This is a genomic window from Ruegeria sediminis (assembly GCF_005938215.1).
GTDB classification, from domain to species: Bacteria; Pseudomonadota; Alphaproteobacteria; order Rhodobacterales; family Rhodobacteraceae; genus Ruegeria; species Ruegeria sediminis.
Genome location: NZ_VCPD01000004.1, coordinates 162396 through 189299, shown reverse-complemented (window position 1 = coordinate 189299; position 26904 = coordinate 162396). Strand labels below are relative to the sequence as shown.

The 26904-nt window shown below is 65.2% G+C and carries 24 protein-coding genes; 10 read left to right on the top strand and 14 right to left on the bottom strand.

The window, feature by feature from the left end:
• Positions 1 to 17 precede the first annotated feature (17 nt).
• The 4 genes from FGK63_RS12415 to FGK63_RS12400 are packed head-to-tail and all read right to left on the bottom strand — an operon-like array spanning position 18 to position 6280.
• Positions 18 to 1292: a bifunctional folylpolyglutamate synthase/dihydrofolate synthase gene (locus FGK63_RS12415; protein ID WP_138842678.1), complete on the bottom strand. Its 1275-nt coding sequence runs from the start codon at positions 1290 to 1292 to the stop codon at positions 18 to 20.
• Positions 1289 to 2224 carry an acetyl-CoA carboxylase, carboxyltransferase subunit beta gene (gene accD / locus FGK63_RS12410; protein WP_138842676.1) on the bottom strand — a complete coding sequence of 312 codons (936 nt, stop codon included), beginning with the start codon at positions 2222 to 2224 and terminating at the stop codon, positions 1289 to 1291. The genes FGK63_RS12415 and accD overlap by 4 nt, the downstream gene beginning before the upstream one ends.
• 59 nt (positions 2225 to 2283) lie before the next feature.
• The gene (locus tag FGK63_RS12405; RefSeq protein WP_138842674.1) at positions 2284 to 3183 is read right to left on the bottom strand and encodes a CPBP family intramembrane glutamic endopeptidase; all 900 of its coding nucleotides are present in this window, start codon (positions 3181 to 3183) and stop codon (positions 2284 to 2286) included.
• A complete protein-coding gene (locus FGK63_RS12400) occupies positions 3173 to 6280 on the bottom strand; it encodes an ABC transporter transmembrane domain-containing protein (protein WP_138842672.1) in 3108 nt (1035 codons plus the stop codon). Before FGK63_RS12400 ends, FGK63_RS12405 begins: the two co-directional genes overlap by 11 nt.
• Before the next feature lie 280 nt (positions 6281 to 6560).
• Here FGK63_RS12400 and FGK63_RS12395 point away from each other — a divergent pair, with 280 nt between their 5' ends.
• Positions 6561 to 7322, top strand: a complete 762-nt coding sequence (locus FGK63_RS12395) for a DUF6478 family protein (protein ID WP_138842670.1) — start codon at positions 6561 to 6563, stop codon at positions 7320 to 7322.
• A gap of 12 nt (positions 7323 to 7334) precedes the next feature.
• Complete coding sequence (locus tag FGK63_RS12390) at positions 7335 to 7703, top strand: hypothetical protein (protein WP_138842668.1); 369 nt, start codon at positions 7335 to 7337, stop codon at positions 7701 to 7703.
• 31 nt (positions 7704 to 7734) lie between these two features.
• Here the strand turns inward: FGK63_RS12390 and FGK63_RS12385 are convergent, their stop codons facing one another.
• From FGK63_RS12385 to FGK63_RS12365, 5 genes are all read right to left on the bottom strand, one after another.
• Positions 7735 to 8106 carry a glycine zipper family protein gene (locus FGK63_RS12385; RefSeq protein WP_138842666.1) on the bottom strand — a complete coding sequence of 124 codons (372 nt, stop codon included), beginning with the start codon at positions 8104 to 8106 and terminating at the stop codon, positions 7735 to 7737.
• Positions 8107 to 8323: 217 nt separating this feature from the next.
• Positions 8324 to 9658, bottom strand: a complete 1335-nt coding sequence (locus FGK63_RS12380; protein ID WP_138842664.1) for a S41 family peptidase — start codon at positions 9656 to 9658, stop codon at positions 8324 to 8326.
• Between the two features lie 6 nt (positions 9659 to 9664).
• The gene (locus FGK63_RS12375) at positions 9665 to 10798 is read right to left on the bottom strand and encodes a murein hydrolase activator EnvC family protein (protein ID WP_138842662.1); all 1134 of its coding nucleotides are present in this window, start codon (positions 10796 to 10798) and stop codon (positions 9665 to 9667) included.
• Complete coding sequence (gene gpmI, locus FGK63_RS12370) at positions 10795 to 12312, bottom strand: 2,3-bisphosphoglycerate-independent phosphoglycerate mutase (RefSeq protein WP_138842660.1); 1518 nt, start codon at positions 12310 to 12312, stop codon at positions 10795 to 10797. The genes FGK63_RS12375 and gpmI overlap by 4 nt, the downstream gene beginning before the upstream one ends.
• A gap of 269 nt (positions 12313 to 12581) precedes the next feature.
• Positions 12582 to 13238: a winged helix-turn-helix transcriptional regulator gene (locus FGK63_RS12365; RefSeq protein ID WP_246044021.1), complete on the bottom strand. Its 657-nt coding sequence runs from the start codon at positions 13236 to 13238 to the stop codon at positions 12582 to 12584.
• Between the two features lie 234 nt (positions 13239 to 13472).
• On the opposite strand from FGK63_RS12365, the gene FGK63_RS12360 reads away from it, so the two are divergent.
• The 3 genes from FGK63_RS12360 (at position 13473) to FGK63_RS12350 (ending at position 14944) form a co-directional block, all read left to right on the top strand.
• Positions 13473 to 13739 carry a DUF1127 domain-containing protein gene (locus FGK63_RS12360; RefSeq protein WP_171052637.1) on the top strand — a complete coding sequence of 89 codons (267 nt, stop codon included), beginning with the start codon at positions 13473 to 13475 and terminating at the stop codon, positions 13737 to 13739.
• Positions 13740 to 13844: 105 nt separating this feature from the next.
• Positions 13845 to 14393 carry a pyridoxamine 5'-phosphate oxidase family protein gene (locus FGK63_RS12355; protein ID WP_138842652.1) on the top strand — a complete coding sequence of 183 codons (549 nt, stop codon included), beginning with the start codon at positions 13845 to 13847 and terminating at the stop codon, positions 14391 to 14393.
• Positions 14394 to 14506: 113 nt separating this feature from the next.
• Positions 14507 to 14944: a hypothetical protein gene (locus FGK63_RS12350; protein ID WP_218961135.1), complete on the top strand. Its 438-nt coding sequence runs from the start codon at positions 14507 to 14509 to the stop codon at positions 14942 to 14944.
• A 145-nt stretch (positions 14945 to 15089) separates the two neighbouring features.
• Here FGK63_RS12350 and FGK63_RS12345 read toward each other — a convergent pair whose 3' ends face one another.
• On the bottom strand, positions 15090 to 17996 hold the full coding sequence (locus FGK63_RS12345) for an error-prone DNA polymerase (RefSeq protein WP_138842650.1): 2907 nt from the start codon (positions 17994 to 17996) through the stop codon (positions 15090 to 15092).
• 177 nt (positions 17997 to 18173) lie between these two features.
• On the opposite strand from FGK63_RS12345, the gene FGK63_RS12340 reads away from it, so the two are divergent.
• Both FGK63_RS12340 and FGK63_RS12335 read left to right on the top strand, forming a co-directional pair.
• A complete protein-coding gene (locus FGK63_RS12340; RefSeq protein WP_171052636.1) occupies positions 18174 to 18977 on the top strand; it encodes a class I SAM-dependent methyltransferase in 804 nt (267 codons plus the stop codon).
• A 312-nt stretch (positions 18978 to 19289) separates the two neighbouring features.
• The gene (locus FGK63_RS12335) at positions 19290 to 19754 is read left to right on the top strand and encodes a DUF1203 domain-containing protein (RefSeq protein ID WP_138842646.1); all 465 of its coding nucleotides are present in this window, start codon (positions 19290 to 19292) and stop codon (positions 19752 to 19754) included.
• 6 nt (positions 19755 to 19760) lie between these two features.
• Here the strand turns inward: FGK63_RS12335 and FGK63_RS12330 are convergent, their stop codons facing one another.
• The gene (locus FGK63_RS12330) at positions 19761 to 20753 is read right to left on the bottom strand and encodes an ABC transporter ATP-binding protein (RefSeq protein ID WP_138842644.1); all 993 of its coding nucleotides are present in this window, start codon (positions 20751 to 20753) and stop codon (positions 19761 to 19763) included.
• Positions 20754 to 20842: 89 nt separating this feature from the next.
• Between FGK63_RS12330 and FGK63_RS12325 the strand changes: the two genes are divergently transcribed.
• Both FGK63_RS12325 and polA read left to right on the top strand, forming a co-directional pair.
• Entirely contained in the window at positions 20843 to 21022 is a 180-nt protein-coding gene (locus FGK63_RS12325) for a zinc-finger domain-containing protein (RefSeq protein ID WP_138842642.1), read from the top strand.
• Between the two features lie 127 nt (positions 21023 to 21149).
• A complete protein-coding gene (polA, locus tag FGK63_RS12320; RefSeq protein ID WP_138842640.1) occupies positions 21150 to 23951 on the top strand; it encodes a DNA polymerase I in 2802 nt (933 codons plus the stop codon).
• A 10-nt stretch (positions 23952 to 23961) separates the two neighbouring features.
• Here polA and FGK63_RS12315 read toward each other — a convergent pair whose 3' ends face one another.
• On the bottom strand, positions 23962 to 24192 hold the full coding sequence (locus tag FGK63_RS12315) for a DUF2798 domain-containing protein (protein ID WP_138842638.1): 231 nt from the start codon (positions 24190 to 24192) through the stop codon (positions 23962 to 23964).
• A gap of 74 nt (positions 24193 to 24266) precedes the next feature.
• Positions 24267 to 25022: a hydroxypyruvate isomerase family protein gene (locus tag FGK63_RS12310; protein WP_138842636.1), complete on the bottom strand. Its 756-nt coding sequence runs from the start codon at positions 25020 to 25022 to the stop codon at positions 24267 to 24269.
• A gap of 178 nt (positions 25023 to 25200) precedes the next feature.
• Between FGK63_RS12310 and cysK the strand changes: the two genes are divergently transcribed.
• Positions 25201 to 26277: a cysteine synthase A gene (gene cysK, locus FGK63_RS12305; protein WP_138842635.1), complete on the top strand. Its 1077-nt coding sequence runs from the start codon at positions 25201 to 25203 to the stop codon at positions 26275 to 26277.
• A gap of 15 nt (positions 26278 to 26292) precedes the next feature.
• Here the strand turns inward: cysK and FGK63_RS12300 are convergent, their stop codons facing one another.
• A complete protein-coding gene (locus tag FGK63_RS12300; RefSeq protein WP_138842633.1) occupies positions 26293 to 26874 on the bottom strand; it encodes a DUF1285 domain-containing protein in 582 nt (193 codons plus the stop codon).
• Between the last annotated feature and the right edge of the window lie 30 nt (positions 26875 to 26904).

Here is a 26904-nt window from a genome sequence, read left to right as displayed (position 1 = left end):
CGGCGGCGGGTCAAACCCTAGTCGTTTTCGCGCAGGATGTTGCCCGCGAGATAGAGCGAGCCGCAGATCAGAATGCGGGCCAGCGGATCCCGGGCGACGATCGCGGCAAGGGCCTCGGCCACGCTGTCGGCGGTGGTGGCGGGCAGGTTCACCGAGTTCGCGGCGGCGGCGGTCTCGTCCGCGCTCAGCGTGTTGGCCTCGCCGGGAATGGATACGGCCGTGAGGCTGTCCGCGCGTTCGGCCAGCGGCGCGAGGTAGCCGCGCACGTCCTTGGTGTTGAGCATGCCGCAGATCATGTGGGTAGGCCGGGGCGGCAATTTTGCCAGCACATCCGCCAGCGCGACCCCGGCAGCGGCATTGTGGCCGCCGTCGAGCCATAGCTCGGCCCGAGGCGCAGCCTCGACCAGCAGCCCGGTCTTCAGGCGCTGCATCCGGGCGGGCCAGAAGGCATTGGTCACGGCCGCTTCATAGGCGGCATCGCCCAGATCGAGATGGCGCAGTACCGCCAGCGCGGCTCCGGCGTTCTGGACCTGATGCGCGCCCAGCAGGTTGGGCAGCGGCAGGTCGCGCAATCCGGTTTCGTCCTGGTAGATCAGGCGTCCGCGCTCTTCGTGCACGTGCCAGTGCTGGCCATGCGCCAGCAGGGGTGCGCCGAGGCGGGCGGCGGTCGCTTCGATGACCTCCATCGCCTCGTCCGTCTGCGGCCCGACGATGCAGGGAACGCCGCGCTTGATGATACCGGCTTTTTCCGCGGCGATCTTGGCCAGCGTGTCGCCGAGATACTGCTGGTGATCCAGCGAGATCGGGGTGATGACCGTGACCGCCGGCTTGTCGATCACGTTGGTGGCGTCCAGCCGTCCGCCAAGCCCAACCTCCAGCAGCGTGTAATCGGCGGGCGTGCGGGCAAAGGCCAGCAGGGCGGCGCAGGTGGTGATCTCGAAATAGGTGATGGTCTCGCCCGAATTGGCGGCGTAGCACTCGTCCAGGACCGCCGTCAGGTCGGGTTCCGCGATCAGCTCTCCGGCCACGCGGATGCGTTCGTGAAACCGCGCCAGATGCGGCGAGGTGTAGGCATGTGCGGTCAGCCCGGCGCCTTCGAGCCCGGCGCGGATCATCGCCTGGGTCGAGCCCTTGCCGTTGGTTCCGGCGATGTGGATCACCGGCGGCAGCCGGTCCTGAGGGTTGTCGAGCGCCGCGAGCAGCCGCCAGACCCGGTCCAAGGTCAGGTCGATGATCTTGGGATGCAGCGCCATCATCCGTGCGAGGATGGCGTCGGATGTGGCAGCGGTCATTTCTCGCCTTTGTCCTCGGCGGGGGCGTCCTTGTCCGCGGGCGCGGCGGGCGGGGGCGAGGGCAGGTCGCCCGCCACCGCGGGCGGCAGGCCCAGCAGCATTCGGGTGATGGTGATCAACTCGTCCCGCATTTCGGTCCGCTTGGTCACCCGGTCGAGCATGCCGTGATCCAGCAGGTATTCAGCGCGCTGGAACCCGTCGGGCAGCTTTTCGCGGATCGTCTGTTCGATCACGCGGGGACCGGCAAAGCAGATCAGCGCGTTCGGTTCGGAAATCTGGATGTCGCCCAGCATCGCGTAGGAGGCGGTGACGCCGCCGGTGGTGGGATGGGTCAGAACCACGATGTAGGGCAGGTTGGCCTCTTTCAGCATCTGGACCGCCACGGTCGTGCGCGGCATCTGCATCAGGCTGAGGATGCCTTCCTGCATGCGGGCGCCGCCGGCGGCCGAGAACAGGATCAACGGGCGCTTGCGTTTCACCGCCTCCTGCGCGGCGGCGATGATGGCGTTGCCCACATACATGCCCATCGACCCGCCCATGAACGAGAAATCCTGCGCGGCGGCGATGACCGGCGTGCGCCCGATCTCGCCCGAGGCCACCAGCATCGCCTCTTTCTCGCCGGTCTTCTTCTGCGCCGCCTTCATGCGGTCGGGGTATTTCTTCTGGTCACGGAAATGCAGCGGGTCCGCGGTGGGGGCGGGAACGGCGACCTCGGTGAACACGCCGCCGTCGAACAGCGCCTTGAACCGCTCGCGCGGGGTGATCGCCATGTGATGGCCGCACTGGGTGCAGACGTTCAGGTTGTCCGCCAGTTCGCGGTGGAACAGCATCGTGCCGCACTCGTCGCATTTCTGCCAGAGATTCTCCGGCACTTCCCTGCGCGAGAAGATCGAATTGATCCGGGGGCGAACGTAGTTTGTGATCCAGTTCATGAGGGACCCTTGCTGATGCTGCGTTCAGGTCAAATAAGACCCTGCGTCAGGAAATGCAATCAGCGCCTTAATGCGATGCGGGCCGTCAGCCAGGCCACCAGCATCAGCGCGAAATCCACCACCAGCCAGGCGCGCAGATGTCCGGTGTCGGACATCTCGTACGGCAGCAGGAACAGGGCCAGCCCGTCCAGGCTGCCGGGAAGCGCGATGAACAGAAGCGCGATGAGGTTGTTGAAGAAGTGCAGCGCGATCGCCGGGCCCAGGGTTCCGGCCCGGGCCGTCAGATCCGCCATCAGCAGCCCGAAGGTTCCGGACCAGAGCGCGATGAGGAACGCGTTCTCGCCGGCTTGCGCCGGGACGTAGTGGCCCAAGGCAAAAAGGACCGAGGGCAGGCCCATCCAGATCACCGGCGAGCGGAAGCGGGCGGCGAGGCATTGTTGCAGGTAGCCGCGGAACAGGATCTCTTCGGCGCTGGTCTGAATCAGGATCGCCATGAGGGAAAAGGGCAGAATGGCCAGCCAGACGAGCGGCGCCAGGTTGGGTTTCAACGGGGCGCCCATGTCATAGGGCGGCAGGGCCAGGATCACGGCACCAAGGACCAGGAGAACCCGCAGCACCTGCCAGAACTGGGCCAGGGTTTCGCGATAGGGCCCGACGATGCTTTGCAGCATCCGGCGCTGCATCTGCCGGGCCGCCAGCGCCACGCCGAGGATGACGAAGCCGAAACTGCCCAGCAGCACCAGCATCGCGACGGGCGTCGAACCGGACAGGAAGGTTTCGACCCAGACGTCCGAGCCCAGCCCCGCGACCAGCGCTAGCAGGGACGCGTTCAGCCCGAACACGACCACGGCCAGCAGGGCGAGGCCTGCCAGCAGCCGCCAGATTTCCGGCCGGGCGCGGGCGGGCGCGACCAGCCTTTCATGCGCGGCATAGGCTTGTCCGGTCAGGTCAGCGGCCATGTATCTTGTCCTCGGGCAGCGCCAGAAGCTCGGGGTCGGCAAGCGATGCGGCATTGATGTTGGCCGCCTGCAGCCTGGCGGACAGTTCTACCAGGTGGCCTGCCACCGTCTCGAGCAGTTGCACCGCGACGCCCGCGTCGCTTTCCATGACCGCGCGGAATTCCTCGGCCCCGATCCGCAGGAATCGGCAGTCGGTCTCGGCGACGAGATCCAGTTGCCGCTGCGCGCCGGTGATGATGGACAAGTCCCCGATCAGGCGGCCCGGTTCCACCCGGGACAGCGACGCGACGGTGGAATCGTCTCCGGGCCAGAGCAGCGTCGCGCGACCTTCCAGGCACAGGTAGACCGCATCCGGTGTCTGTCCGCGGGAAAAGATGACCTGTCCCGCCGCCGCATCGTAGCGTTGCGCCGAAAAGGCCAGAAGCCGCTGGTTGCGGGCATCCAGCTTTGCGAAGAGTTCGGTCGAAGCGATGATGTTCAGTTTGCGGCTCAGGTCGGCGGCGGCGCCTTCGCCGAGTTCCAGTTCCTTGCGCGACAGACCGTCGATGCGGCCATCCACGATCTCGATGAACAAGTCATAGGCTTCGGGATGGGCGAAGTTGTCCTCGATGAAGATCATGATGGAATCGGGCAGCAGTTCGCGCAGCTTTTGCCGGGTGCGCAGGCGCATTTCGGAATCGTGGCTGGCAAGGATCTTGTCGAGGATCAGGATGTCGGGGCGCTTGATCCCGGCGCGCGAGAAGGCGGCGCGCTCCTGGAACACCGTGGGCAGGCTGGTGCCGCCCAGCCCCGAGGGCAGGTCGTAGATGATCCCGGCGATCCGCCGCCGCAGCCCCGCTTCGGTCAGGACCTCGGCGACCACGTCCTCGATTTCCTCCATCCGCGCACCTGCCACGAGGGACACGCGGCCGAAGAGGGCGTTTTCGACGACCGTCAGGCGCGGCACGTATTGGTCGGGCGCCACCGGGACGAACATGCCGCCCAGGGCTTCGCGCAGTTTCCCGGACCGGCTCTGGCGGATGGCCAGGATCTTGTCCTTGTAGCGCTCGGGGAATCCGGGGCCGATCTGTTCGGCGGTCAGCAGGAACGGCACGGTCAGCAGCAGGGCGCGTTCCTCGTCGCTCAACACCCGCTCTCCCCGCAGGGCGCGGCGGTCGGCGATGTCGAGCAGTCGGCGGTACATCTCTTCCTGCATGCCCAGCCGGCGGAACAGGGGGTGATCCGTGCCATCGCGGCCGAATGTCTGTTTCAGGGCCTCGATCACGCCTAGGGCGATGTCGCGGGCCTCTTCCGCCAGCCCCTGGTCGTTCAGCAGCGCGGTGAAACGCGTATCGCCGGCAAGTTCCTCGGGTGAAATGTCCTGGGTCGGCGAGGCGTAGAGCAGGTTGCCGCCCAAAGGGACGGCCGGGTTGAAGCGGTCCGGTTCGAACCTGTGCACCAGCCCGTCCAGACCCCGTTCCCTGATCCGCTTGGCCACCTCGGGACGGATGTCGACGACCGCCCTGGCCAGGGCCGGATGTTGCGCCGGATCGAAATGCGACCGCAGCGTGCGGCGGACCATGAATTCGTCGATCCCCATCGCCTCGACCAGCCTGAACCACCAATCGCGGATCTGCTCGCTGTCGGAAAGCCCCGCAATGCTCGGATCGACCCAGTCCTCGGCCAGCGAATCCGGGCTGTTGCCCGCGCGTATCGCCTCGGCCTGTTTCGGGTCGGGCCGCTGTTCGCTCCCTGCCCGTTTCTGAGGGTGCGGGCGCAGCGGCATCAGCAGGTTGTCCCCCAGCGTCCCGTCGAACAGGTAGGGGCGGGAATGGGCGTAACCGATGCGCGCGGCGATCACCGCCTGATGCAGATCGTTGAGCCTGTGGCGCGCGATGACCACCTCGCCCCGCGACGGCAGCACCTCGCGGGTCAGCAGATGCGCGATCGCGTGGCGCTCGGCGGCGCGGGTGGACTGTATCGCGACCCGGGCGCCGGGCGGGATCGTCAGGTCGATGTCCTCGAGAACGGTGTTGCCGTCCTGGTCGCGGACGGTCACGTCGCGCAGTTCGATTTGGCCGCGCAGATGCGGAATGTGCTCCGGTTCGCCTTCGAACAGATGCTCGGGGATCATGTCGCGCGGCGCGAAACGCTCGGTCACGATCTCCCAGCGCAGGGACATGTCCTGGACCTGGTTGTAGTAGAACAGCAGTTCCTTCCAGGGGCTCGACAGATCCTTGTAGGCGCCCAGCGCGGCGACCAGGGCGCCGACGGTGATCTCGCCGTTGATCGCCAGGTAGCCGCCGACCGAGTAGAACAGGAACGGCGTCATCTGGGTGATCGTGTTGTTCAGGAACTTCATGAAGAATTTCTTTTGGTAGATCCTGAAACGGATTTCGAACAGGCGCCCCAGCCGGTCGGTGAACAGCGCCAGCCGGTAGCGCCAGCCGCCATTGGCCCGCAGGTCGCTGATGCCCGCGGCGCTTTCGCCGATCTCGGAACTGAGCTTGCGGACCTCCTGGATCCGCTCCTTGTTCAAAAGGTTGATCTGGCGTTGCAGCTTGGGGATCAGCCACGCCTGCAGCGGGATGAGCGCGATCGAGGCCAGCCCGAACCAGACGCTCTGCATGAACAGGAATGTCACGATGGTCAGCATCTGCCCGGCCTGGAACACCGGTTGGGCGATGGCGTCGCCCATCAGCCCGCCCATCGGTTCGGCTTCGGACGAGATCATCGACACCAGTTCCCCCTGGCTGGTGGTGGCGAAATAGGACTTGGGGAACCGCATCATCCGGCTGATCAGCTTGTAGCGCAGGCGGCGCAGCATGCGTTCGGACAGCACGCCCTTCATGGTGTTGATCTGCATCTTCATCAGGCCGCTGACCAGGACGGTGGCCAGGAAGGCGAAGCAGAGCAGCCACAGGTACTGCACCTGGGTCACGGTGATGCCCCAGAAAGTCACGTTGTCCGAGGGCGAGCCGATGGCGTCGTTGATGATCCGCTTGGGCAGTTCCAGCGAGGCGTAGAGGAACGGAAAGGACAGGACCGTCAGCAGAAGCAGCACGAACTGCTGCTTCTTCGAGTATTTCCAGATGAATGAGAATAAACTGGGTTCCATGCCCCGGTCCTCATCTAGGCTGGAGTGATCCGCGGCAAGACGCGGAAAACGCACAACTACCGGGACCTCGACGGTAAGTATTGACTTCGGAGAATACAAGAATGGCAAGTGCTTTTGCCGCGGGTGTCGCCCTTCGCCACCACCGGCGGTTCCGCCGAACAGGGCGCGTCAATCATTTCGCAACCGGTTCCGAGCGATTTTTTTTTGGCAAAGTCGCGCCAACGGCTTTGTCTCGCCAAGCGTCATTCGGTAAAGACGGACGAATCTTCGCGGAAGGGCCATGAACAGGTTTCTGGATCGACTTTTCCATGCGCGGGCAATCCGCAACTGGCGCGCGGCCGCGCGCCGGTCGGACATGGCCGACCTGACCGATCTGCGCATGCAGCGCAACCGCGCCCGCGACCTGCGCCGGCATCTCGACAAGTTGATCCATGTGGCCGACGGGCGTCTGCTGCACCCGCGGATCGGGTCGGAGCTTTTCCCCAAACCTCCGGGAACCGACTGGTCCTGGCGGCCGGATCTCTGGCGCGGACCGTTGCCGGTTCCCGGTCTCGCCTCGGCAGCCAGGAAAGCGCCGGTCGACGGAGAGGTCACGCTGTTCCATGATTGCGCCATTTCCGAGATCGCGCTGCGGCAGTTGCGCAACACCCGGGACGGCGACCTTGCTCCGTTCGGCCTGTGCCTGGACGTGTTCAGGTTCGACGGATCCTTCCTGTCGCTGTCGGTCGATCTGCCGACCGATGCCGGCGTGGGAATGACCGGGTCGCACCTGGTGCGCCTTGACACCACGATCGGGTTCGAGCGTCCGCTGGAAGTCATCGCCCGGCTCAACATCCAGCACGGGCCAAATACCGAGCAGATCGTGCGGACGCTGCCGCAGGAAAGCGAGGTCAAGACGGTCGAGTTCGATCTGGCCTATGCCCGGCTGAACGAGAAGCGGATCGAAAAGATCTGGCTGGACCTGATCTTCGATGCGCCCGAGATGAACCGGATGACGGTGCGCGACCTGACCTTGTGCCGCCATCCGCGTGCCGATTTTTGACGGGGATTCGACATGGGGCAACTGACACTGACCAAGCTGCGCTTCGACAACGGCGTCTGGGAAGGCCGCATCACCGGCGAGGGCCGGCCGGATGTCGAGGTGCGCCATCTCGATCAGGCGGTCGAGGGCGTCGAGCTTGCCGAAGACGGCGACGGGTGGACGCTGCGGGTGCCGGTTCCCCGGCGGGCCGTGGCCGAGGGGGTCCACGGCTTTCTGATCTACGATGCCGCCTCCAACACCAAGCTGGGCGATTTCACCCTGATCGCGGGCGAACCCGTAGCGGACGATCTGAGGGCCGAAGTGGCGCTGCTGCGCGCGGAGCTGGACATGCTGAAACGGGCCTTCCGGCGCCATTGCCTGGAAACATCAGGGCAAGGCTGAGAAGCCCGGCCAAACCCAGCCGGACACCCGGTCATCCGACGACGTTGTAGCCGCGCCCGCGCATGCAGTTCCTGACGATGGATTCGCGCTGGGCGTTCTTCTGGATGGCGCTCGACGTCAGCCCGCCGAGGGCGCCCACCGCCGCCGCCTCGCCCAGGTTGTCGCCGTCGTCCAGGATGGCCGAGGTGGCTGCGCCGACGCCCGCGCCCACCGCGACCGACCCGGCGGTTTTGCCGTCGGCCAGGGGCTGCGACGCCGCCAGCGACTGGCATTGCGCGAGATCGGCGTTGTAGTTCGGCCCCACCGGGCCGTCGATGACCGGCTGGTAATTGGCGCCGGAATTCGCGCAGGCCCCGACCAGGCATACAAGCGGAACGAGGGAGATCTTGGGGAAGCGGATCATGGCAAAACCTATCGTCAGTTCAAAAAAACAGGTCCGCAGGCCGGGTTCGATCCGCGGATATGCCGTTTTCTAACACGGGGATGCGTCCCGGAGCAATTTCCGCGGGTCCCGCGCTGTCCGAGCCGGCCGTTTGCGCCGGGATCCCCCGGGAAACCCGGTTCCAGAACTGAAAAGGGCCGCGCTTGGCGCGGCCCTTTCCGATCAACTGAAGCGGGTCTCAGTCCTTGGTGCCGAAGGCCGACAGACCTTTCAGGATGTCGATCGCGTAGGCGAGCTGATAGTCCTGTTCGCGCAGTTCCGCCGTGGCCTCGGCCTTGGCGCGGTCCTCTTCGATCTGGCGGGCTTCGTCTTCGCTCAGGCTGTCGTTGTTCAGACGGCCGCGCAGGTCGGCCTCGGACCGGGTGCGGGGCGATTTCGCCTCGTCTTCCTCGGCTTCGGCGCGGCGGCGGGGTTGTTCCACCACGATGTCCGGGCTGACGCCCAGCGCCTGGATCGACCGGCCCGACGGCGTGTAGTAGCGCGCCGTGGTCAGGCGCATGGCGCCGTCACCGCGCAGCGGCATCACGGTCTGAACCGAGCCCTTGCCGAAGCTCTTGGTGCCCACCACGATCGCGCGGCGATGATCCTGCAGCGCGCCGGCGACGATTTCCGAAGCCGATGCCGAGCCGCCGTTGATCAGGACGACGATCGGCTTGCCCTGGATCAGATCGCCGTCCGTGGCGTTGAAGCGCTCGCCGTCCTCGGGATTGCGGCCCCGGGTGGACACGATCTCGCCCTCGTCGAGGAAGGCGTCGGACACCTTGATAGCCTGTGTCAGCAGGCCGCCGGGGTTGTTGCGCAGGTCCAGCACCACGCCGTTGACCTTGTCGATGCCGCCGGCCTCTTCGACCTGTTTCTCGAGCCCTTCCTTGAGGTTCGGATAGGTCTGGTCGTTGAAGGTGGTGACCCGCAGCACGACGCTGGTGCCCTCGGTGCGCGCCCGCACCGCGGTCAGCTTGATCGTGTCGCGGATGATCGTGACGTCGAAAGGTTCGGCCTCGCCCTCGCGGACGATGGTGATCACGATCTCGGAGCCGACCGGGCCGCGCATCAGTTCGACCGCCTTGTCCAGCGTCAGGCCCAGCACGCTTTCGCCATCCACGTGGGTGATGAAGTCGCCGGCCTCGATTCCGGCCTCGTCGGCGGGCGTATCGTCGATGGGCGACACCACCTTGACGAAGCCTTCTTCCTGCGTGACCTCGATGCCCAGGCCGCCGAACTCGCCGCGGGTCTGGACCCGCATCTGTTCGGCATCCTCCGGCGAGAGATAGCTGGAATGCGGGTCTAGCGAGGTCAGCATCCCGTCGATGGCCGCCTCGATCAGCTCGTTCGCCTCGACCTCTTCGACATATTGCGCCCGGATGCGTTCGAAGATGTCTCCGAACAGATCAAGCTGCTGATATACGCTGGTGTTGGCTTTTGCTTCCTGTGCCACAAGAGGCCCGGCGATCTGCGTCGTGGCGACGATGCCCGCCAGTGTTCCGGCCAGACCGGCCATCACGAATTTCTTCATGCTCGTTTATCCATCCTTGTCCGTTCGGAACCATGTTTCAGGATCCACCGGGCTTCCGCCCTCTCTCACCTCTATATAGAGCGTTTCTGTACGGTCAGTTCCAGTGCCATCACCGCTTGTTGACAAAATCGCGCCGATTTCGGGGGACGAACCCGGCATCAAACCCACGGGACTGCCGGCCGGAACGACCTGCCCGGGTTCTCCGAAGACCTCCTGCAACCCGGAGAACACGAACAGTAGGTCGGGCTGCGGTTCCAGAATCACCACGTTGCCAAGATCCAGCAGCGGCCCGCGGTAGCGGATCGTGGCCGCGGTCGGGGAAACCACCAGCGCGCGGGGGCGTGTGCCCAGGATCAGCCCCTCGCGGCTGATGCCCGCCGCATCGGCCTCGCCCGCCCGGTGCAGCAATACGCCCTGCACCGGCAGGCCGATCTGCCCTTTCAGCGTCGAAACATCCGCCTCGGTCGCGGCGATTTCGCCCCCGGCGATCTCGGACAGGCCGCTGGCGAAACCGGTCAGCGTCTCGGTCGAAGAGATCAGGATCGCGGTACGGATGGGATCTTCGGTGAAGCGCCGCGGCAGGTCGGTCCGGTCGGCAATCGCCTCGCTGAGTTCCGCGCGGGCCTTGTGCACCCCCGCAAGCCCTTCGGTCAAAGTGTCCGCGGCGCCTTGCTGCAGCTGCCGCAGGGTTCTGACCTCGTCCAGATCCTTGGCGAGATCCAGCGCCCGGGCGTTCAGCCCCGGCGTGACCTCGGCCAGCATCATACCCGCGCGCGCGGTACCCAAGGGGCCGGACGGATGCAGCATCAGGACGGGGGGCGAGGCGGTTTCGATGGTCTGCAAGGTGCCCAGCAGCTGGGAGATTTCCTTTTCGCGTGCCCGCAGTTCGGCGGCCAGATGCGCCTCGCGGATCGCCGCCTTGCGCAGCCCTTCGCGCGTGGCGGCAAGCCCCGCCTCGTAGGCGCGGACGATCTCGGTCAGCGCGCGGACACGGTCGCGGGCGGTGTCGGCCTCGGACAGCGCAAGCGCCGCCTGTTCCAGAAGCTGCGCCGCTTCTTCGGCCGCCTGCGCGGGGTCGGTCTGAGCCGCCGCCTGTCCGGCCCAAAGCAGCGCAGCCAGAAACGCCGCGCGGCACCTCATGCGAGCAGGCTCTGGCCGGTCATCTCGGCGGGCTTTGGCAGGCCCATCAGTTCGAGGATCGTCGGGGCAAGATCGGACAAACGGCCTTCGCGCAGGGTGGCGCCCGCGGGGCCGCCGACCAGCGCCACGGGCACCGGGTTCAGCGTGTGGGCCGTGTGCGGGCCGCCGGTTGCCGGGTCGACCATCATCTCGCAATTGCCGTGATCGGCGGTGACGATCATCGCCCCGCCCGCCTTTTCCAGCGCGGCGACGACCCTGGCCAGCCCCTGGTCCACCGCCTCGCAAGCCTTGATCGCGGCCTGCAGGTCGCCCGTGTGGCCGACCATGTCCGGATTGGCATAGTTGGTCACGATCAGGTCATAGCCCGCCTCGATCGCTTCGACGAATTTCTCGGTCACTTCCGCCGCGGACATTTCCGGCTGCAGATCATAGGTCGCGACCTTGGGCGATTTCGGCATGAATCGCTCCTCGCCCACTTCCGGCAACTCCTTGCCGCCATTCAGGAAAAACGTGACATGCGGGTATTTCTCGGTCTCGGCCAGGCGGAACTGGCGCAGCCCCTGTTTCGCCACCCATTCGCCCAGCGTGTTGACGATGTCGCGTTTCGGGAACACCGTCGTCATGTAGGCGTTGTGGCCGTCGGAATACTCGACCATGCCCAGAAGCGCCGCCAGGTCCGGCCGTTTGCCGGTGTCGAACTCCGAGAATCCCGGTTCGCCCAGGGCGCGCAGGATCTCGCGGGCGCGGTCGGCGCGGAAATTCAGGCAGAAAAACCCGTCGCCGTCCTTGAGGCCGCCATAGCCGGACAGCACGGTCGGGGCGATGAACTCGTCGGTTTCGGACTGGTTGTAGGCGTGGTCCACTGCCGAATGGGCGGTCGGCACGCGGCGGCCCTGGGCCTTGACCATGGCGTCATAGGCCTCGCTCACCCGTTCCCAGCGGTTGTCGCGGTCCATCGCGAAATAGCGCCCGCAGACGGTGACGACCCGCGCGCCCTCGGGCAGGCGTTCCTCCAGCTCGCCGATATAGCCATAGGCCGACTTCGGCGCCACGTCGCGGCCGTCGGTGATCGCGTGCAGGGCCACCGGCACACCGGCCCGGGTGATCGCCTGCGCCGCCGCGACGATGTGGTTGATGTGCCCATGCACCCCGCCATCCGAAACCAGGCCCATCAGATGCGCCGTTCCGCCGCTAGCCTTTGTTTTTTCTATGAAATCCAAAAGCGCCCGGTTTTCGAAGAACGATCCGTCCTCGATCGCCAGGTCGATCTGGCCGAGATCCATCGCCACCACGCGGCCGGCGCCGATATTGGTGTGTCCGACCTCGGAGTTGCCCATCTGCCCGGTGGGCAGGCCCACATCCGGCCCGTGGGTAATCAGTTTCGCATGGGGCCCCTTGGACATGAGGGCGTCGAAGGTGGGGGTGCGGGCCAGGTGGGGCGCATTCGCCCGGGTGTCGTCGGACAGGCCCCAACCATCGAGAATGCACAGGACAACGGGCTTGGGGGCGGTCATGGTCGGACTCCGGAAACTGCTCTTGCCCGCCTTCTACCTGCTGGCCGCGCGGGGGTGAACCTTCTTTTTTGTACAGGGACAAAGGGCCGAGAGTCCGTTTTGTACAAAGTTTTCGGTCAGGGTTTGGGAAAGGATTGCGGGGCCAAGGGGCGGACGGGGGGGCTGGCCGAAGCCCTCCCGTTTCGTCGCGGCGTTCGGTGTCGGGGCGGAGTTTTTTGTGGCGAGCGCAATGTCCGAATTGTCCCGGAATAGGCTCGGACCTGCTGGGTTCACAGCGCTGCATCATCGACCTGCACAATTCCATCTGTGTGAGAATGCATGCTGAACTTAAACCATCTCCGAAACGTCTTGATGAGCCTCTGATCGCCGCTCATGAAGAAACTCCCGTTTTCAACGGCGCGCTCGAAGGAGCTGCGGCCAAGGTAGAAGCCCGTCATTACGGCAACCCCTGTTTCAATATAGAGATCGACGTCGAAACCGGGGTCGCTTGCACATAGTTCAACTGTCTCACCGGGTTTGGTAATCAGCCAATATGTCGATGCTGGGGATGTCGCATCAGAGAAATTGAACCGCATGACGTTCTGTTTGGGTGGCAGCTCATCAAGATCAATCTGCCGTCGCACGTTCCACATGAGCAGATCGGCATCCCGATCTTCCAATGCGATCTCAGCCTTGATGTGCCGCTGCGCCCATTTCGCCAGATCGGCAAGAACAGTGTCCAGTTCGGCGGCCTTTTCTGTGCGAAGATAGTCGATGTTTCCGGTCGCCTTGTCCTCAACACGCTCCAGAAGCCCGTTCTCCTGCATCTCTTTCAGGCGTTTCGTCAGCAGGGTCGGCGAGATGCCCGGCAGCCCGCGCCTGATGTCGTTGAACCGCGTGGAACCGCCCCAAAGCTCGCCCAAAATCTGGATCGTCCAGCGTGGCATGAGAATCTCGCATGCCTTTGAGGTAGGACAAAAAAGACCGTAGGGTTTGGTTGTCATTCGCTCTGCCTTCCGGGCTATTCGAGGTGTCTTTATAAATATTCGGTCCCGGCACACTACCAGGCCAGTACACTTTCTGTATCAGGGTTGGTCCACTTTCTACACTGCCTCTTAGCGATGACGGCGTGTCAGGTTGATTGCATCAGAACAACGCACACCAACCCAAGGAGACGCCAGATGACCTACATTTCGCAAAACACTCCGCTGAACCAAACACAGATTGCCCCCACAATTTCGCAGGTTGTCGAAAAAGCAGCGGCGATGCTTCGCCGGTTCATTGAAAACGACGCCGCAAAGACGGCGCTCGAAAAGCTGTCGGACGAGAGCCTGCGTGACATTGGTCTGACCCGCACCGATGTGTCGTCCATCGACCGCATACCGTTGCCTTCGAAGGGCGCGGTGGATTTGATAGCAATTCGCATGTCCCGGTCCGGCAACCTGTAATGCTGTTGTTGCAGATCTTTGACATGGCCGTGTTGGACGCGATCTGGACATCGCAGCCCATCAGGGCAGTTCTATAGATTTGTTTAGTCTACGGAGGATAAGCATATGGCGACAGGAAAAAAACTGAATGGAACGCTCAGGACATTCATCGAAAAACAGCCGGTGTTCTTTGTTGCCACGGCAGACACTACGGGGCGCGTGAACGTCTCTCCAAAGGGGATGGACACTCTGCGGATCGAGGACGACAACCGTATTCTGTGGCTGAATCTCTCCGGTAGCGGAAACGAGACAGCCGCACATGTGCGCGCCACTGGACGCATGACCCTCATGTTCTGTGCGTTCGAAGGCAAGCCCATGATCCTGCGTGTCTATGGCCAGGCAGTTGCCTACCACCCGCGTGACACTCAATGGGACTCGTTGATCTCAGAGTTTCCCAAGCTGGGAGGTAGCCGCCAGGTCTTTGATCTGAACATCGACCTCGTCCAAACGTCGTGCGGCACGGGCGTTCCCTACATGGATTTCAGAAAATCCCGCGGCGATGAAGAGTTGGAGCCCTATTACGACGGGCTCGGCCCTGATGGCGTCCGGGACTATTGGCGACGCAAGAATGTCGAGACGATCGACGGTCGGCCGACCGGCATTTTCGAAGATTGATGGCGACCGCACGGCGCTGGTCAAGTTCCCGATGCCCAACAGAGGCAACGGCGCTCGGAAGGCGTCCGGGAAAGGTACGGAATATCACAATTTCAGCAAGGAGGACGCGAACAATGAACATCATGAATGACGGCTTTGACACCAAGCCCATCGAGATGGTGCCGATGTGGCAGGTTGCATTCCTTGCCCCCGACGAAGATGTGGACCGGATTTTCGATGCCGTCGCAGAGATCGCGCCGCTGGAGTATGGCGCGACCGACCGCAACGGCTATCGCTTGCCTGGCGGCATTGAATACTACCGGCCGACCGACGAAGCCCCGACCGGTGCCGATGAGCCTCGCCAGCGCCCCGGCGTCAACCAAATGCGCTTCTTCATCCCGCGTGACACCGATCTTCTGAACGGCGTGATCGAAGCGATCTATGACGTACACTCGTATTACGAGCCCCCGATCACTGTGACCGAAATCTTGCGCAGCCAGACAAAGGGGCTGGATGATTCAAAGAATCCGCATCGCTGGTGGAACAAGGATGGCGACTGGAAAAAGGACTGAGTCGTTGCTTCAACGGTGACCGGCTACCGTCGTCGGCATTGCAAAACGGCCGTTGGTGCGTTGTGCAGCATTGGGCACTTTGGGCTCAAACCCGCCCTTCGCCGCCGCTGTGACGCCTACCCAAATCCAATGACCGCTCCAGACCTCATCCCGCCACCGCCGCCCCCGGCGTCAGCAGGGGGCGCAGCAGTGCGACGGGGTGGGCCTTGAGGCTGAGGCGCAGGGCGACGTAGTCCTCGACCACCTCTTCGCCCAGGCTCATCCGCGGCAGGAAGGCCGCGGGCTCGGCCAGCGCCTCGCCCTCAAGGTCCTGCGCGAACAGCGGCAGGGGCCTGGCGGTGGCGATGGCCTTGGCGGCCCAGAGCGCCTCGCGCCGGTTGAGGCCGCAGGCGGCGAAGGCGTCGGCCTCGGCCAGCCGCTCGATCACCGCGGGTCCCAGGCCGGCGCGGCGCCAGACATCCTCGACCGCCTGATAGCCGTTGCCGCGCGCCGCCGTCAGCCAGCCGGCATCCTCTTCGCCCAGCCCCTTGATCTGCCGGAACCCCAGGCGCAGGGCCAGCCCGCCGCGGCCGTCGGGTTCCATCACGTTGTCCCAGTAGCTGGCATTGATGCAGACCGGCCGCACCTGCACCCCGTGCGCGCGGGCGTCGCGCACGATCTGGGCGGGCGCGTAGAAGCCCATCGGCTGCGAATTCAGCAGCGCGCAGGCGAAGATGCCGGGATGGTGGCACTTGATCCAGGCCGAGGCATAGACCAGCAGCGCGAAGGACGCGGCGTGGCTTTCGGGGAAACCGTAGGAGCCGAAGCCCTCGATCTGGGAAAAGCACCGCTCGGCGAAGTCGTCGTCATAGCCGTTGCGCTTCATGCCGCGCAGGAACAGCGAGCGGAATTCGCTGACGTTGCCGTGTTTCTTGAAGGTCGCCAGCGAGCGGCGCAGGCGGTCGGCCTGTTCCGGGGTGAAGCCCGCGCCGACGATGGCGATCTGCATCGCCTGTTCCTGGAACAGCGGCACGCCCAGCGTCTTGCCCAGCACCTCGCCCAGCTCGTCCGAGGGAAACTCGACCTTTTCCTCGCCGTTGCGGCGGCGGATGTAGGGATGCACCATGTCGCCCTGGATGGGGCCGGGGCGGATGATGGCGACCTCGATCACCAGGTCGTAGAAATTGCGCGGGCGCATCCGGGGCAGGAAGTTCATCTGCGCCCGGCTTTCCACCTGGAAGACGCCGACGGAATCCGCCTTGCAGAGCATGTCGTAGACGGCCGGATCCTCGGGCGGCAGGGTGGCCAGCGTGTAGGTGGTGTCGTGGTGCCGGTCGATCAGGTCGAAGGCCTTGCGGATGCAGGTGAGCATGCCGAGCGACAGCACGTCGACCTTGAGGATGCCAAGCGAGTCGATGTCGTCCTTGTCCCAGCAGATGACGGTGCGGTCCTCCATGGTGGCGTTCTCGATGGGGACCAGCTCGTCGAGCCGCCCCTCGGTGACGATGAAGCCGCCGACATGCTGGCTGAGGTGGCGGGGGAAGCCGTTGATCTCGTAGACCAGCGCCATGGTCTGTTTCAGGCGGCGGTCCTCGGGGTCGAGGCCGATCTCGCGCATCCGCTGCGCCTCGAGCCCCCGGGCCGAGAAGAAGCCCCAGAGCTGCGAGGAAAGCGCGCTGATGGTGTCTTCGGTCAGGCCCATGGCGCGGCCCACCTCGCGGATGGCGCGCTTGCCGCGGTAATGGACCACGGTGGCGCAGAGGCCGGCGCGGTGGCGGCCGTAGCGTTCGTAGATGTGCTGGATCACCTCTTCGCGGCGTTCGTGCTCGAAATCGACGTCGATGTCGGGCGGCTCGTCGCGGGCCTCGGAGACGAACCGTTCGAAGACCATGGTGCCCATTTCCGGGCTGACCGAGGTGATGCCCAGGCAGTAGCAGACCACCGAATTGGCCGCCGAGCCGCGCCCCTGGCAGAGGATGTGGCGGGATCGCGCAAAGGCGACGATGTCGCGGACGGTCAGGAAGTAGGGTTCGTATTTCAGCTTGCCGATCAGCGCCAGTTCATGGGCCAGCATGGACCGCACCCTGTCGGGCGCGCCGGCGGGGTAGCGCCAGGCCAGCCCCTCCTGCGCCAGCCGGCGCAGGCGTTCGGACGGGGTTTCGGTTCCGCTGACCTCGCTGGGATATTCGTAGCGCAGCTCGTCGAGCGAGAAGGTGAGCGTTTCGCTGAGCGCGTGGGCGCGGGCGACGGCGTCTTCGTGGCCCTTGAAGATGCGCAGCATCTCGGCCCCGGAGCGCAGGCGCTGTTCGCCGTTGGCCAGCGCGTTGCGGCCCAGGTCGTCCACCTTGCGGCGCAGGCGGATGGCGGTCAGCACATCGGCCAGCTTGCGGCGGCCCCCGTGATGCATGAGCGGCGCGGCGCTGGCGAGCGTGGGGATGCCGAGCCGGCGGGATTCAGTCTCTAGCAAGGCAAAATACGCCGGATCCGCGCCGTCGTAGCGGGGATGCAGCAGCAGGTGCATCCGCCCGGCAAAGCGGCGCGTCAGCTGGTCCGCCCGTGGCCCCCATCCGCCCGCGCCGCCCGCAGACCGCTGCGCCTGTGGCCAGAGCAGCAGGTGGAGGCCGTCGGAAAACTCCAGCAGGTCCGCCAGCTGCAGGATGCAGTCACCCTTGCCGGCGCGCAGGCGGCCGGTGGAGAGCAGGCGGCAGAGGCTGGCCCAGCCCTGCCGGTTCAGCGGCAGGGCGGTGACGGGCGGGGCGTCGGTGAAGACCAGCCTCGCCGCCGGGATCAGCCGGGGCACCGCGCGGATCGGGTAGGAGGGCGGCTGGGCGATGTGATCCGGGCGGGCCGGGCCGATCGGCGCGTTGCGTTCCTCCCACGCCAGGCGCTCGCGCACCTTGCGGGCGATCTCGCGTCCCTGCGTGTGGGCGCGCACGATCCCGGCCACCGAATTGTCATCGGCGATGGCGATGGCGGGCAGGCCCAGGGTGACGGCGCGCTCCATGTATTCCTCGGGGTGGGAGGCCCCGGTGAGGAAGGTGAAGTTCGAGGTGATCGACAGTTCGGCATACATGGCGAGTCGGCATTATATTCACGTTTTGTTCTCACTTCGAGTCCTTCCCGTCTTTACGCAGGAAACGGGTCGCAAGGTCGAGCGCGGCGAAATCCCGGTTGGGGTCCGAACTCGACCGATTCATCGGGCATCTCAATTCGTGCTATGGTTTGCAAAACAGCGCGACGGAGAACCATAGTGGCGGACCCATTTCAGGACGTAGATTCAGCAGGCCCAGAGTTTATCAAGTTGTTCGCGGACTCGATGGATGAGAGGCAATCCGACCCCAAAATGGAGGAAATCGTCGCTTCATACCTGGCAGCACTAAGTCTTTCGGAACACAGCACAGTTATCGAGGTCGGAGCAGGAGCGGGTGCCGTCACACGGCGAATAGCCGCCCATTCCAGTGCCTCGAAAGTAATCGGCTTCGAGCCGTCAAAAGGGTTCGTTGCCGAAGCAAAGGACAGGGGGAAAGGCTACCCGAACTTGGAGTTCTTGGTCGCTGACGGAGCGAGCCTGCCGTTGGACAGCGGGTCTATTGATGCTGTTGTCATGCACACCGTTCTGACCCACGTAGAAAACCCGAAAGAACTGATTGTCGAAGCGTTCAGGGTACTAAAGCCGGGTGGCACCCTGATTGTGTGCGACGCAGATTTTTCGAAAGCAACCTTCAGCGCCTTTCCCAATGATCCACTGGACATATGCGCGAAAGAATTCGTTCGCGAATTCGTAACCGACCCATTCATCGTGGCCAAGATGCGATCGCTTATCTCGGATGTCGGTTTTTCAGTTGCCCGCTTCGGCGTCGAGAGTCGCGTCGTCAACAACCCGGAACAAATGCTCCCCTGGGTGGATGTGACGTGTCAGCAGATGTACGAGCGCGGGGACATAGGAAAAGAACTGGCCGACGCCTTGGTCGCAGAACATCACCGACGTGCCCAAAACGGATCGCTTTACGGGTATCAGGCATTTGCAACAGCGATTGCGCGAAAACCCGGCTAGACATGGACGACCGATGTCGTTTCGCGGGCAGCTTGGCCCCGCAGGCCAGCCCTTAAAGGGCGGCGCAGCGAATGGCCCCTTGTGGTTGGTGAAGGGGCCTGTGCCGTCAGGCGGACGGGGCGTCAGGTTTGGAACATCGTCCTTGGTCATCACCGGGTAGCCGGCGCGGCACGGGTATGGCTGCCGATGGGCGCGGTCGGCGTTCGGCCCGGCGCATCCCCGGCGCGACCGGAGCCTCCCGCATTGCGCAGGAAACGGGTCGCTTCGGTCCGCCGGCGCACGCATGTTCGACGGCAAAGAAGGAGGCACCCCATGTACAAGATCACCGCCCTGCCCACGGACGAGGTGCGCGGCTATCAGGCCGGCCGGCCCGACGCCTATGGCAACCCGCCCGAACGCGCCCTTTCCGATGGCGGCGGCAATCCCTGCCGCCATTGCCTGCGCCACATTCCCGAGGGCGCGGAGATGCTGATTCTGGCCCATCGCCCTTTTTCAGAGCCGCAACCCTATGCCGAAACCGGGCCGATCTTCCTGTGCGCCGATCCCTGCGAGCGGCATGAGGGCGCGGAGATTCCCGAGGTGCTGACCTCGTCGCCGGATTACCTGATCAAGGGGTATGGCGCGACCGACCGCATCGTCTACGGCACTGGCGCGGTCGTTGCCTCCGACCGGATGGGCGCGGCGGTGGGGGAGATATTTGCGCGGCCCGAAGTCGCCTACATCCACGTCCGGTCGGCGCGCAACAACTGCTACCAGGCGCGGATCGACCGGGGCTGAGCGCGGTCAGAGTTTGACCCGGTGCATCCCGCGGCGCGGCCGGTCATGGTCGTCGGCGGGCGGATCCTCGGCCCGGCTGGCGGTCAGGGCCAGGAACACGTCCTCGAGATCGGCCTCTTCGGTGCGCACGTCGCGGATGCGGATATTGGCCTGCCGGACCGCCTCGAGCACCTGTTCGGCGCTGGTCTGGTGGCCGTGATACTGCAGCACCAGGGTTCCGTCCGGGCGCAGCTGCGCCTGCACGCCCTCGGCCTGCGGCAGCGCGGCCACCTCGGCGTCGGGGGTGATGACCATCGTCCGGCTGTCGAGCCGCCCGAGCAGGTTGGCGGTGCTGTCCTGTGCCACCAGCTCGCCCTGGTTGATGATGGCGATCTCGTCGCACATCTCCTGCGCCTCTTCCAGGTAGTGGGTGGTCAGGATGATGGTCATGCCCTGTTCGTTCAGCCGGCGCACGTTGGCCCAGAGCATCTGGCGCAACTCGATGTCCACGCCCGCCGTTGGTTCGTCCAGCACCAGCACCTTGGGGTGATGCACCAGCGCCTTTGCCAGCAGCAGCCGCCGCCGCATGCCGCCCGAGAGGGTGCGGGCATAGGCCTCGGCCTTGTCGCTGAGGCCGACCAGTTCGAGGATCTCGCCGCTGCGCCGCTCGGCCTTGGGCACGCCGTAGAGCCCCGCCTGCACCTCCAAGGCGCCGCGCGGCGTGAAGAACGGATCCAAGTTCAGCTCCTGCGGCATCACGCCGATGGCGGCGCGGGACGGGCGCGGGCTTTGATCCTGGTCGAAGCCCCAGATCTCGACCGTGCCGGCGCTTTTCACCACGAGGCCGGCGAGAATGTTGATCAGGGTCGATTTGCCGGCCCCGTTCGGCCCAAGCAGGCCGAAGACCGAGCCGCGCGGCACCGTCAGGTCGATGCCCTTGAGCGCGTGTTTCTCAGGCTGGCCCCGCCCGCCGCGGTAGGTTTTTCGCAGACCTTCGATCCGGATCGCTGCTTCGGTCATTTGCGGCTCTTGCCCCTGCTGTGCGCATCGCTCATAAACGCACCTAACGCATGCCCGCGAGGCCGACAACTGAGGAAGGACCGCCAGCGATGACCATCGAAGCGCCGGAAACCAAGATCGTCGAGAAAAGCCGCATCGCCTGCGACGGCGGCGAAGGCGCGCTGGGTCATCCGAGGGTCTGGCTGCAGATCCCCGAGGAGCTGGGCTGGGTCGAATGCCCCTATTGCGATTGCAAATACGTGCTGAAGGGGCGCGAGGCGGCGGCCTGAGCGCCCGTGGCCCGCGTCGGGCCGCGAGTATTTTTGAAAAGATGAAGCCTATGGCCGTGGCGGCGGGTGGTTCCGTCGCCGCGCCCGTGCCATTAGTGGTTTCGGACTGAACGGGAAGGGGCGCGCGATGACCACGACTTTCGGCAAGGGTTGCCATCTGCATCTGATCGACGGCTCGGCCTTCATCTTCCGCGCCTATCACGCGCTGCCGCCGCTGACGCGGAAATCGGACGGGCTGCCGATCGGGGCGGTGTCGGGGTTCTGCAACATGCTGCAACGCTATGTGGACGGCGATCACGGGGCCGACGCGCCGACCCATCTGGCGGTGATCTTCGACAAGGGCAGCCACACGTTCCGCAACGATCTTTACGACCAGTACAAGGCCAACCGCGAGGCGATGCCCGAGGACCTGCGGCCGCAGATCCCGCTGACGCGCCAGGCGACCGAGGCGTTCAACATCGCCTGCAAGGAGATCGAGGGCTACGAGGCCGACGACATCATCGCCACGCTGGCCTGCCAGGCGCGGGACGCGGGCGGGCGGGTGACCATCGTCAGTTCCGACAAGGACCTGATGCAGCTGGTGGGCGACGGCGTCGAGATGCTGGACGCGATGAAGAACAGGCGCATCGACCGCGACGGGGTGTTCGAGAAGTTCGGCGTCTTTCCCGAGCGCGTGGTCGATGTGCAGGCGCTGGCGGGCGACAGCGTCGACAACGTGCCCGGCGCGCCCGGCATCGGGATCAAGACCGCGGCGCTGCTGATCAACGAATTCGGCGACCTTGAGACGCTGCTGGACCGCGCCGACGAGATCAAGCAGCCGAAACGGCGCCAGACGCTGATCGACATGCGCGACCAGATCGAGCTGTCGAAACGGCTGGTCGCGCTGGACACCGCCATGCCGCTGGATTTCACGCTGGACGATCTGGAGATCCGCGACGTCGTGCCCGAGCGGCTGATGGCGTTTCTGGCCGAGATGGAGTTCCGCACGCTTTCCAAGCGGATCGCGGACAGGCTGGGCGTCGAGGCGCCGGTGATCCCGGATACGCCGGCGCCCGAGCAGGCGCAGGAGCAGGCCGAGGACGTGCCGTTCGACGCGTCGAAATACGAATGCGTCCGGGATGGCCAGGCGTTGCAGGCGTGGATCGACCGGATCCGCGAGCGCGGCTGGGTGGCGGTCGATACCGAGACCACCGGCCTGAACGAGATGATCGCGGATCTGGTGGGTATCTCGCTGTGTGTGGAGCCGGGCGAAGCCTGCTACATCCCGCTGACCCATCGGCAGGGGGCGAGCGACGACCTGTTCGGCTCGGACGCGCTGGCCGAGGGGCAGATGCCGCTGGACGAGGCGCTGACGCTGCTGAAGCCGGTGCTGGAGGATCCGTCGATCCTGAAGATCGGGCAGAACATGAAATACGACGCCAAGATCTTTGCCCGGCACGGGGTCGCCGTGGCGCCGATCGACGACACGATGCTGATGTCCTATGCCATGCATGGCGGCGAGCACGGGCACGGCATGGACACGCTGTCGGAACGCTACCTTGGCCATACGCCGATCCCGATCAAGCCGCTGTTGGGGTCGGGGAAATCGGCGATCACCTTCGACAAGGTGGCGATCGACGAGGCCACGGCCTATGCCGCCGAGGATGCCGACGTCACCCTGCGGTTGTGGCAGCTGTTCAAGCCGCAGCTGCACAGGGCGCGGGTGACGACCGTCTACGAGACGCTGGAACGGCCGCTGGTGCCGGTGCTGGCCGAGATGGAGATGCACGGCGTCAAGGTGGATCGCGACGTGCTGTCGCGCATGTCGAACGCCTTTGCGCAGAAGATGGCGGGGCTGGAGGCCGAGATCCACGAACTGGCGGGGGAGAACTTCAACGTGGGTTCCCCGGCGCAGCTGGGCGAGATCCTGTTCGACAAGATGGGGCTGGAGGGCGGCAAGAAGGGCAAGACCGGCAAATACTCGACCGGGGCGGACGTGCTGGAGGACCTGGCGACCGAGCATGAACTGCCGCGCCGGGTACTGGACTGGCGGCAGCTATCCAAGCTGAAATCGACCTACACGGATGCGCTGCAGACCCATATCAACCCGGACACGGGCCGGGTGCATACCTCTTACGCGATCACCGGGGCCAATACCGGGCGGCTGGCCTCGACCGATCCGAACCTGCAGAACATCCCCGTGCGCACCGAAGAGGGCCGCCGCATCCGCGAGGCCTTCATCGCCGAGCCGGGGAATGTGCTGGTCAGCCTCGACTATTCGCAGATCGAGTTGCGGATCCTGGCCCATATCGCCGACATTGCGGCTCTGAAACAGGCGTTTTCGGACGGTCTGGACATTCACGCCATGACGGCCAGCGAAATGTTCGACGTGCCGCTGGACGAGATGACGCCCGAGATCCGGCGCCAGGCCAAGGCGATCAATTTCGGGGTGATCTACGGCATTTCCGGTTTCGGCCTGGCGCGCAACCTGCGGATTCCGCGGGCCGAGGCGCAGGGGTTCATCGACCGGTACTTCGAGCGTTTCCCGGGCATCCGGCGCTACATGGACGACACCATCGCCTTTGCCAAGGAACACGGGCATGTGCAGACGCTGTTCGGCCGCAAGATCCACACGCCCGAGATCAACGCCAAGGGCCCCCATGCGGGCTTTGCCAAGCGCGCGGCGATCAACGCGCCGATCCAGGGAACCGCGGCGGACGTGATCCGGCGCGCGATGGTGCGGATGCCCAAGGCGATCGAGGGCCTGCCCGCAAGGATGCTGCTGCAGGTGCATGACGAGTTGCTGTTCGAAGTGGCGGAGTACGCAGTGGACGACACGATCGCGGCGGCGCGTGAGGTCATGGAAGGCGCCGCGGATCCGGCGGTGAAGCTGGACGTGAAGCTGACCGTGGATGCCGGGCAGGGCGCCAACTGGGCCGAGGCGCATTAGCGCCGGGGCACTAGGCCTCGGACCTGACCAGACGGGCGACCAGCCGCCGCACGGCGGGCGCCACCACCAGGATCGCCGCGAAGGCCACCGGCCAGCTGGTGGTCCAGGCCTCCATCCACTTGGTCGAGGTCTCGGCGGTCAAGCCGGAGGTTCTGAGGGTGGCGACCAGGGAGACGAGGCAGGACATCAGCCCCGAGACGAGGAAGCCGAACAGAATGGGGGCAAATCGGGCGGGATTCATGGGCACCTTCCTGGTTCAGGGTCGCAGCGTCATATTTGTTTTTCCTGATGTGAAGTCCAGTGCGTCGGCGCACATCAGGCTGTCATCCAGTGCAGAGACGCCTCGGTGCGGTCGGTCGAGGGCGTGTATTCGGCGCTGACCCAACCGTCGTAGCCGGATTTGTCCATCGCCGCGAACAGCGCCCTGAAATCGGTCGGGCCGCGGCCCGGTTCGGACCGGTCCGGGGCGGCGCCGATCTGGGCGTGGAAGGCGCTTGCTTGAAACCGCTGCCAGACCGCCAGCGCGTCGCCGTGGATCATCTGGGCGTGGAAACTGTCATATTGCAGCCCGACATTGGGCCGGTTCACGCGGTCGAGGATTTCGGCGGCAAGGCCGTAGTCGTTCAGGAAATACCCGGGCTGCGACATCGGGTTCAGCGGTTCGATGGTGAAACGCCGGTCCGGGGCGGCATCGGCCGCCCATCGCAGGTTGCGCACGAAGGTTTCGGCCGCCTCGTCGCCAGAGACGTAGCCGGCCATCAGGTGGATCAGCCCGGGCCGCAGCACCTCGGCATAGTGCAGGACGCGGCGGAGGTCTGCGCGGAACCTGTCCTCGGCGCCCGGGATCGCGGCATAGCCCGGCGTTCCGCCCGCCTGGTCCGGCGGCGGCGCGTTGATCAGCACCAGCTCCAGGCCGTTGGCCAGCAGGGCGCGGCGGGTTTCCTCGGCGGCGAGATCGTAGGGAAACAGGATCTCGACCGCGCCGAACCCGGCCCTGGCCGCCGCCTCGAACCGGTCGAGATAGGGCAGTTCGGTGAACAGAAGCGAAAGATTGGCGGCAAATCGGGGCATCGGGTCTCGGGCGTTGGTCCGCTGCCGGGATATCGCAGGGAACGGGGCCGAAGGCAATGGACGGGGGAGGCGCTCAGGTAAGCCGGGGACGCGCATCGCGAAACCGGGTGGAACGGTCCAGGTGTTCCGGTTTAGGCTGGGCGAACGCAAAAACGCAAACCGGAGCCTGGGGGACATCATGGGAATACGACGGACGCGCGGCCGTGGACGCCGCTTTGACAACGTGCTGGAAACGGTGGGCGACACGCCCGTCATCCGCATCAACCGGATCGCGCCCAAGCATGTCACGGTCTACGTCAAGTTCGAGGCGTTCAACCCGGCCGGATCGGTGAAGGACCGACTGGCGCTGAACATCATCGAGGCGGCCGAGCGCGACGGGCGCCTGAAACCCGGCCAGACCGTCGTCGAGGCGACCTCGGGCAACACCGGCATCGGTCTGGCCATGGTCTGCGCCGCCAAGGGCTATCCGCTGGTGGTCACCATGGCCGAAAGCTTTTCGGTCGAGCGGCGGCGGCTGATGCGCTTTCTCGGCGCCAAGGTGATCCTGACGCCGAAGGTGCTGAAAGGCTTTGGCATGTACACCAAGGCCAAGGAGCTTGCCGAGACGAACGGCTGGTTCCTCGCCAGCCAGTTCGAAACGCCGGACAACGCGGACATCCACGAAAGCACCACCGCGCAGGAGATCCTGAACGATTTCGACGGCGAGCGGCTGGACTATTGGGTGACCGGCTACGGCACCGGCGGCACAATCTCGGGCGTCGGGCGGGTGCTGCGCAAGGAGCGGCCCGAAACCAAGATCATCCTGACCGAACCGGCGAATGCGGCCATCGTGTCCTCGGGCTATGTCAATACCCGCAACGCGGCGCATCAGCCGACCGAGAGCCATCCCACCTTCGAACCGCACCCGATCCAGGGCTGGACGCCCGATTTCATTCCCTACGTGCTGCAGGAGGCGCTGGACCGGTCCTATTACGACGAGCTGATCCCGGTGCCGGGGCCCGAGGGCATGGCCTGGTCGCGGCGGCTGGCCGCCGAGGAAGGGATCTTCACCGGCATATCGGGCGGTTCGACCTTTGCCGTCGCGATGCAGGTGGCCGAGACCGCGCCGGAAGGGTCGGTCATGCTGGTGATGCTGCCGGATACCGGCGAGCGGTACCTGTCCACGCCGCTGTTCGACCAGATCCCCGAGGAGATGACAGAGGAAGAGCGGGAAATTTCGATGTCGACGCCGTCGGCGCGGATGGAGAATGCCTAGGACGACGGCGTCGGTCTAATCCGCCGCCATCTCGTCGGACGGGATGATCGGAAAGAACGCGCCCGAGGACCAGACCCCGAACCAGCCGTCGTGATGCATGCCGAGATCCACGAGGCGGTAGAAGCTTTTGCGGTCGATCAGCGCCTCGAGCCCGGCGCGAACCAGTATGTAGGGCGAGGGCTCGCCTGTTTCCGGATCGCGAACAACGCGGATCGGGTGCTCGGGGCCGGCGACGGCGGTGTCGCCCACATGGGTCCGGAACTCGAGCACCTGCGCCTCGCCCGCGCCGGAGACATCGAAATCGACGGCGACGAAGGGGGCGTCCTCGACCGTGATGCCCACCTTTTCCACCGGCGTGACAAGGAAATACCGGCCTTCTTCCTTCTTGAGGATCGACGAGAACAGCCTGACCATCTCGAACCGGGTGATCGGCGTGCCGAGGTAGAACCAGGTGCCGTCCCGCGCGATCCGCATGTCCAGATCGCCGCAGAAGGGCGGGTTCCACAGATGGACCGGCGGCAGGCCCCTGGGTTTCGCGGCCTTGACCGAGGCGGCGAGGCTCTCGGCCGACGGTGTCACAGCTTTTTGTCCACTCATTGTTTTTGCCATTTCCTCGCGGCGCGATAC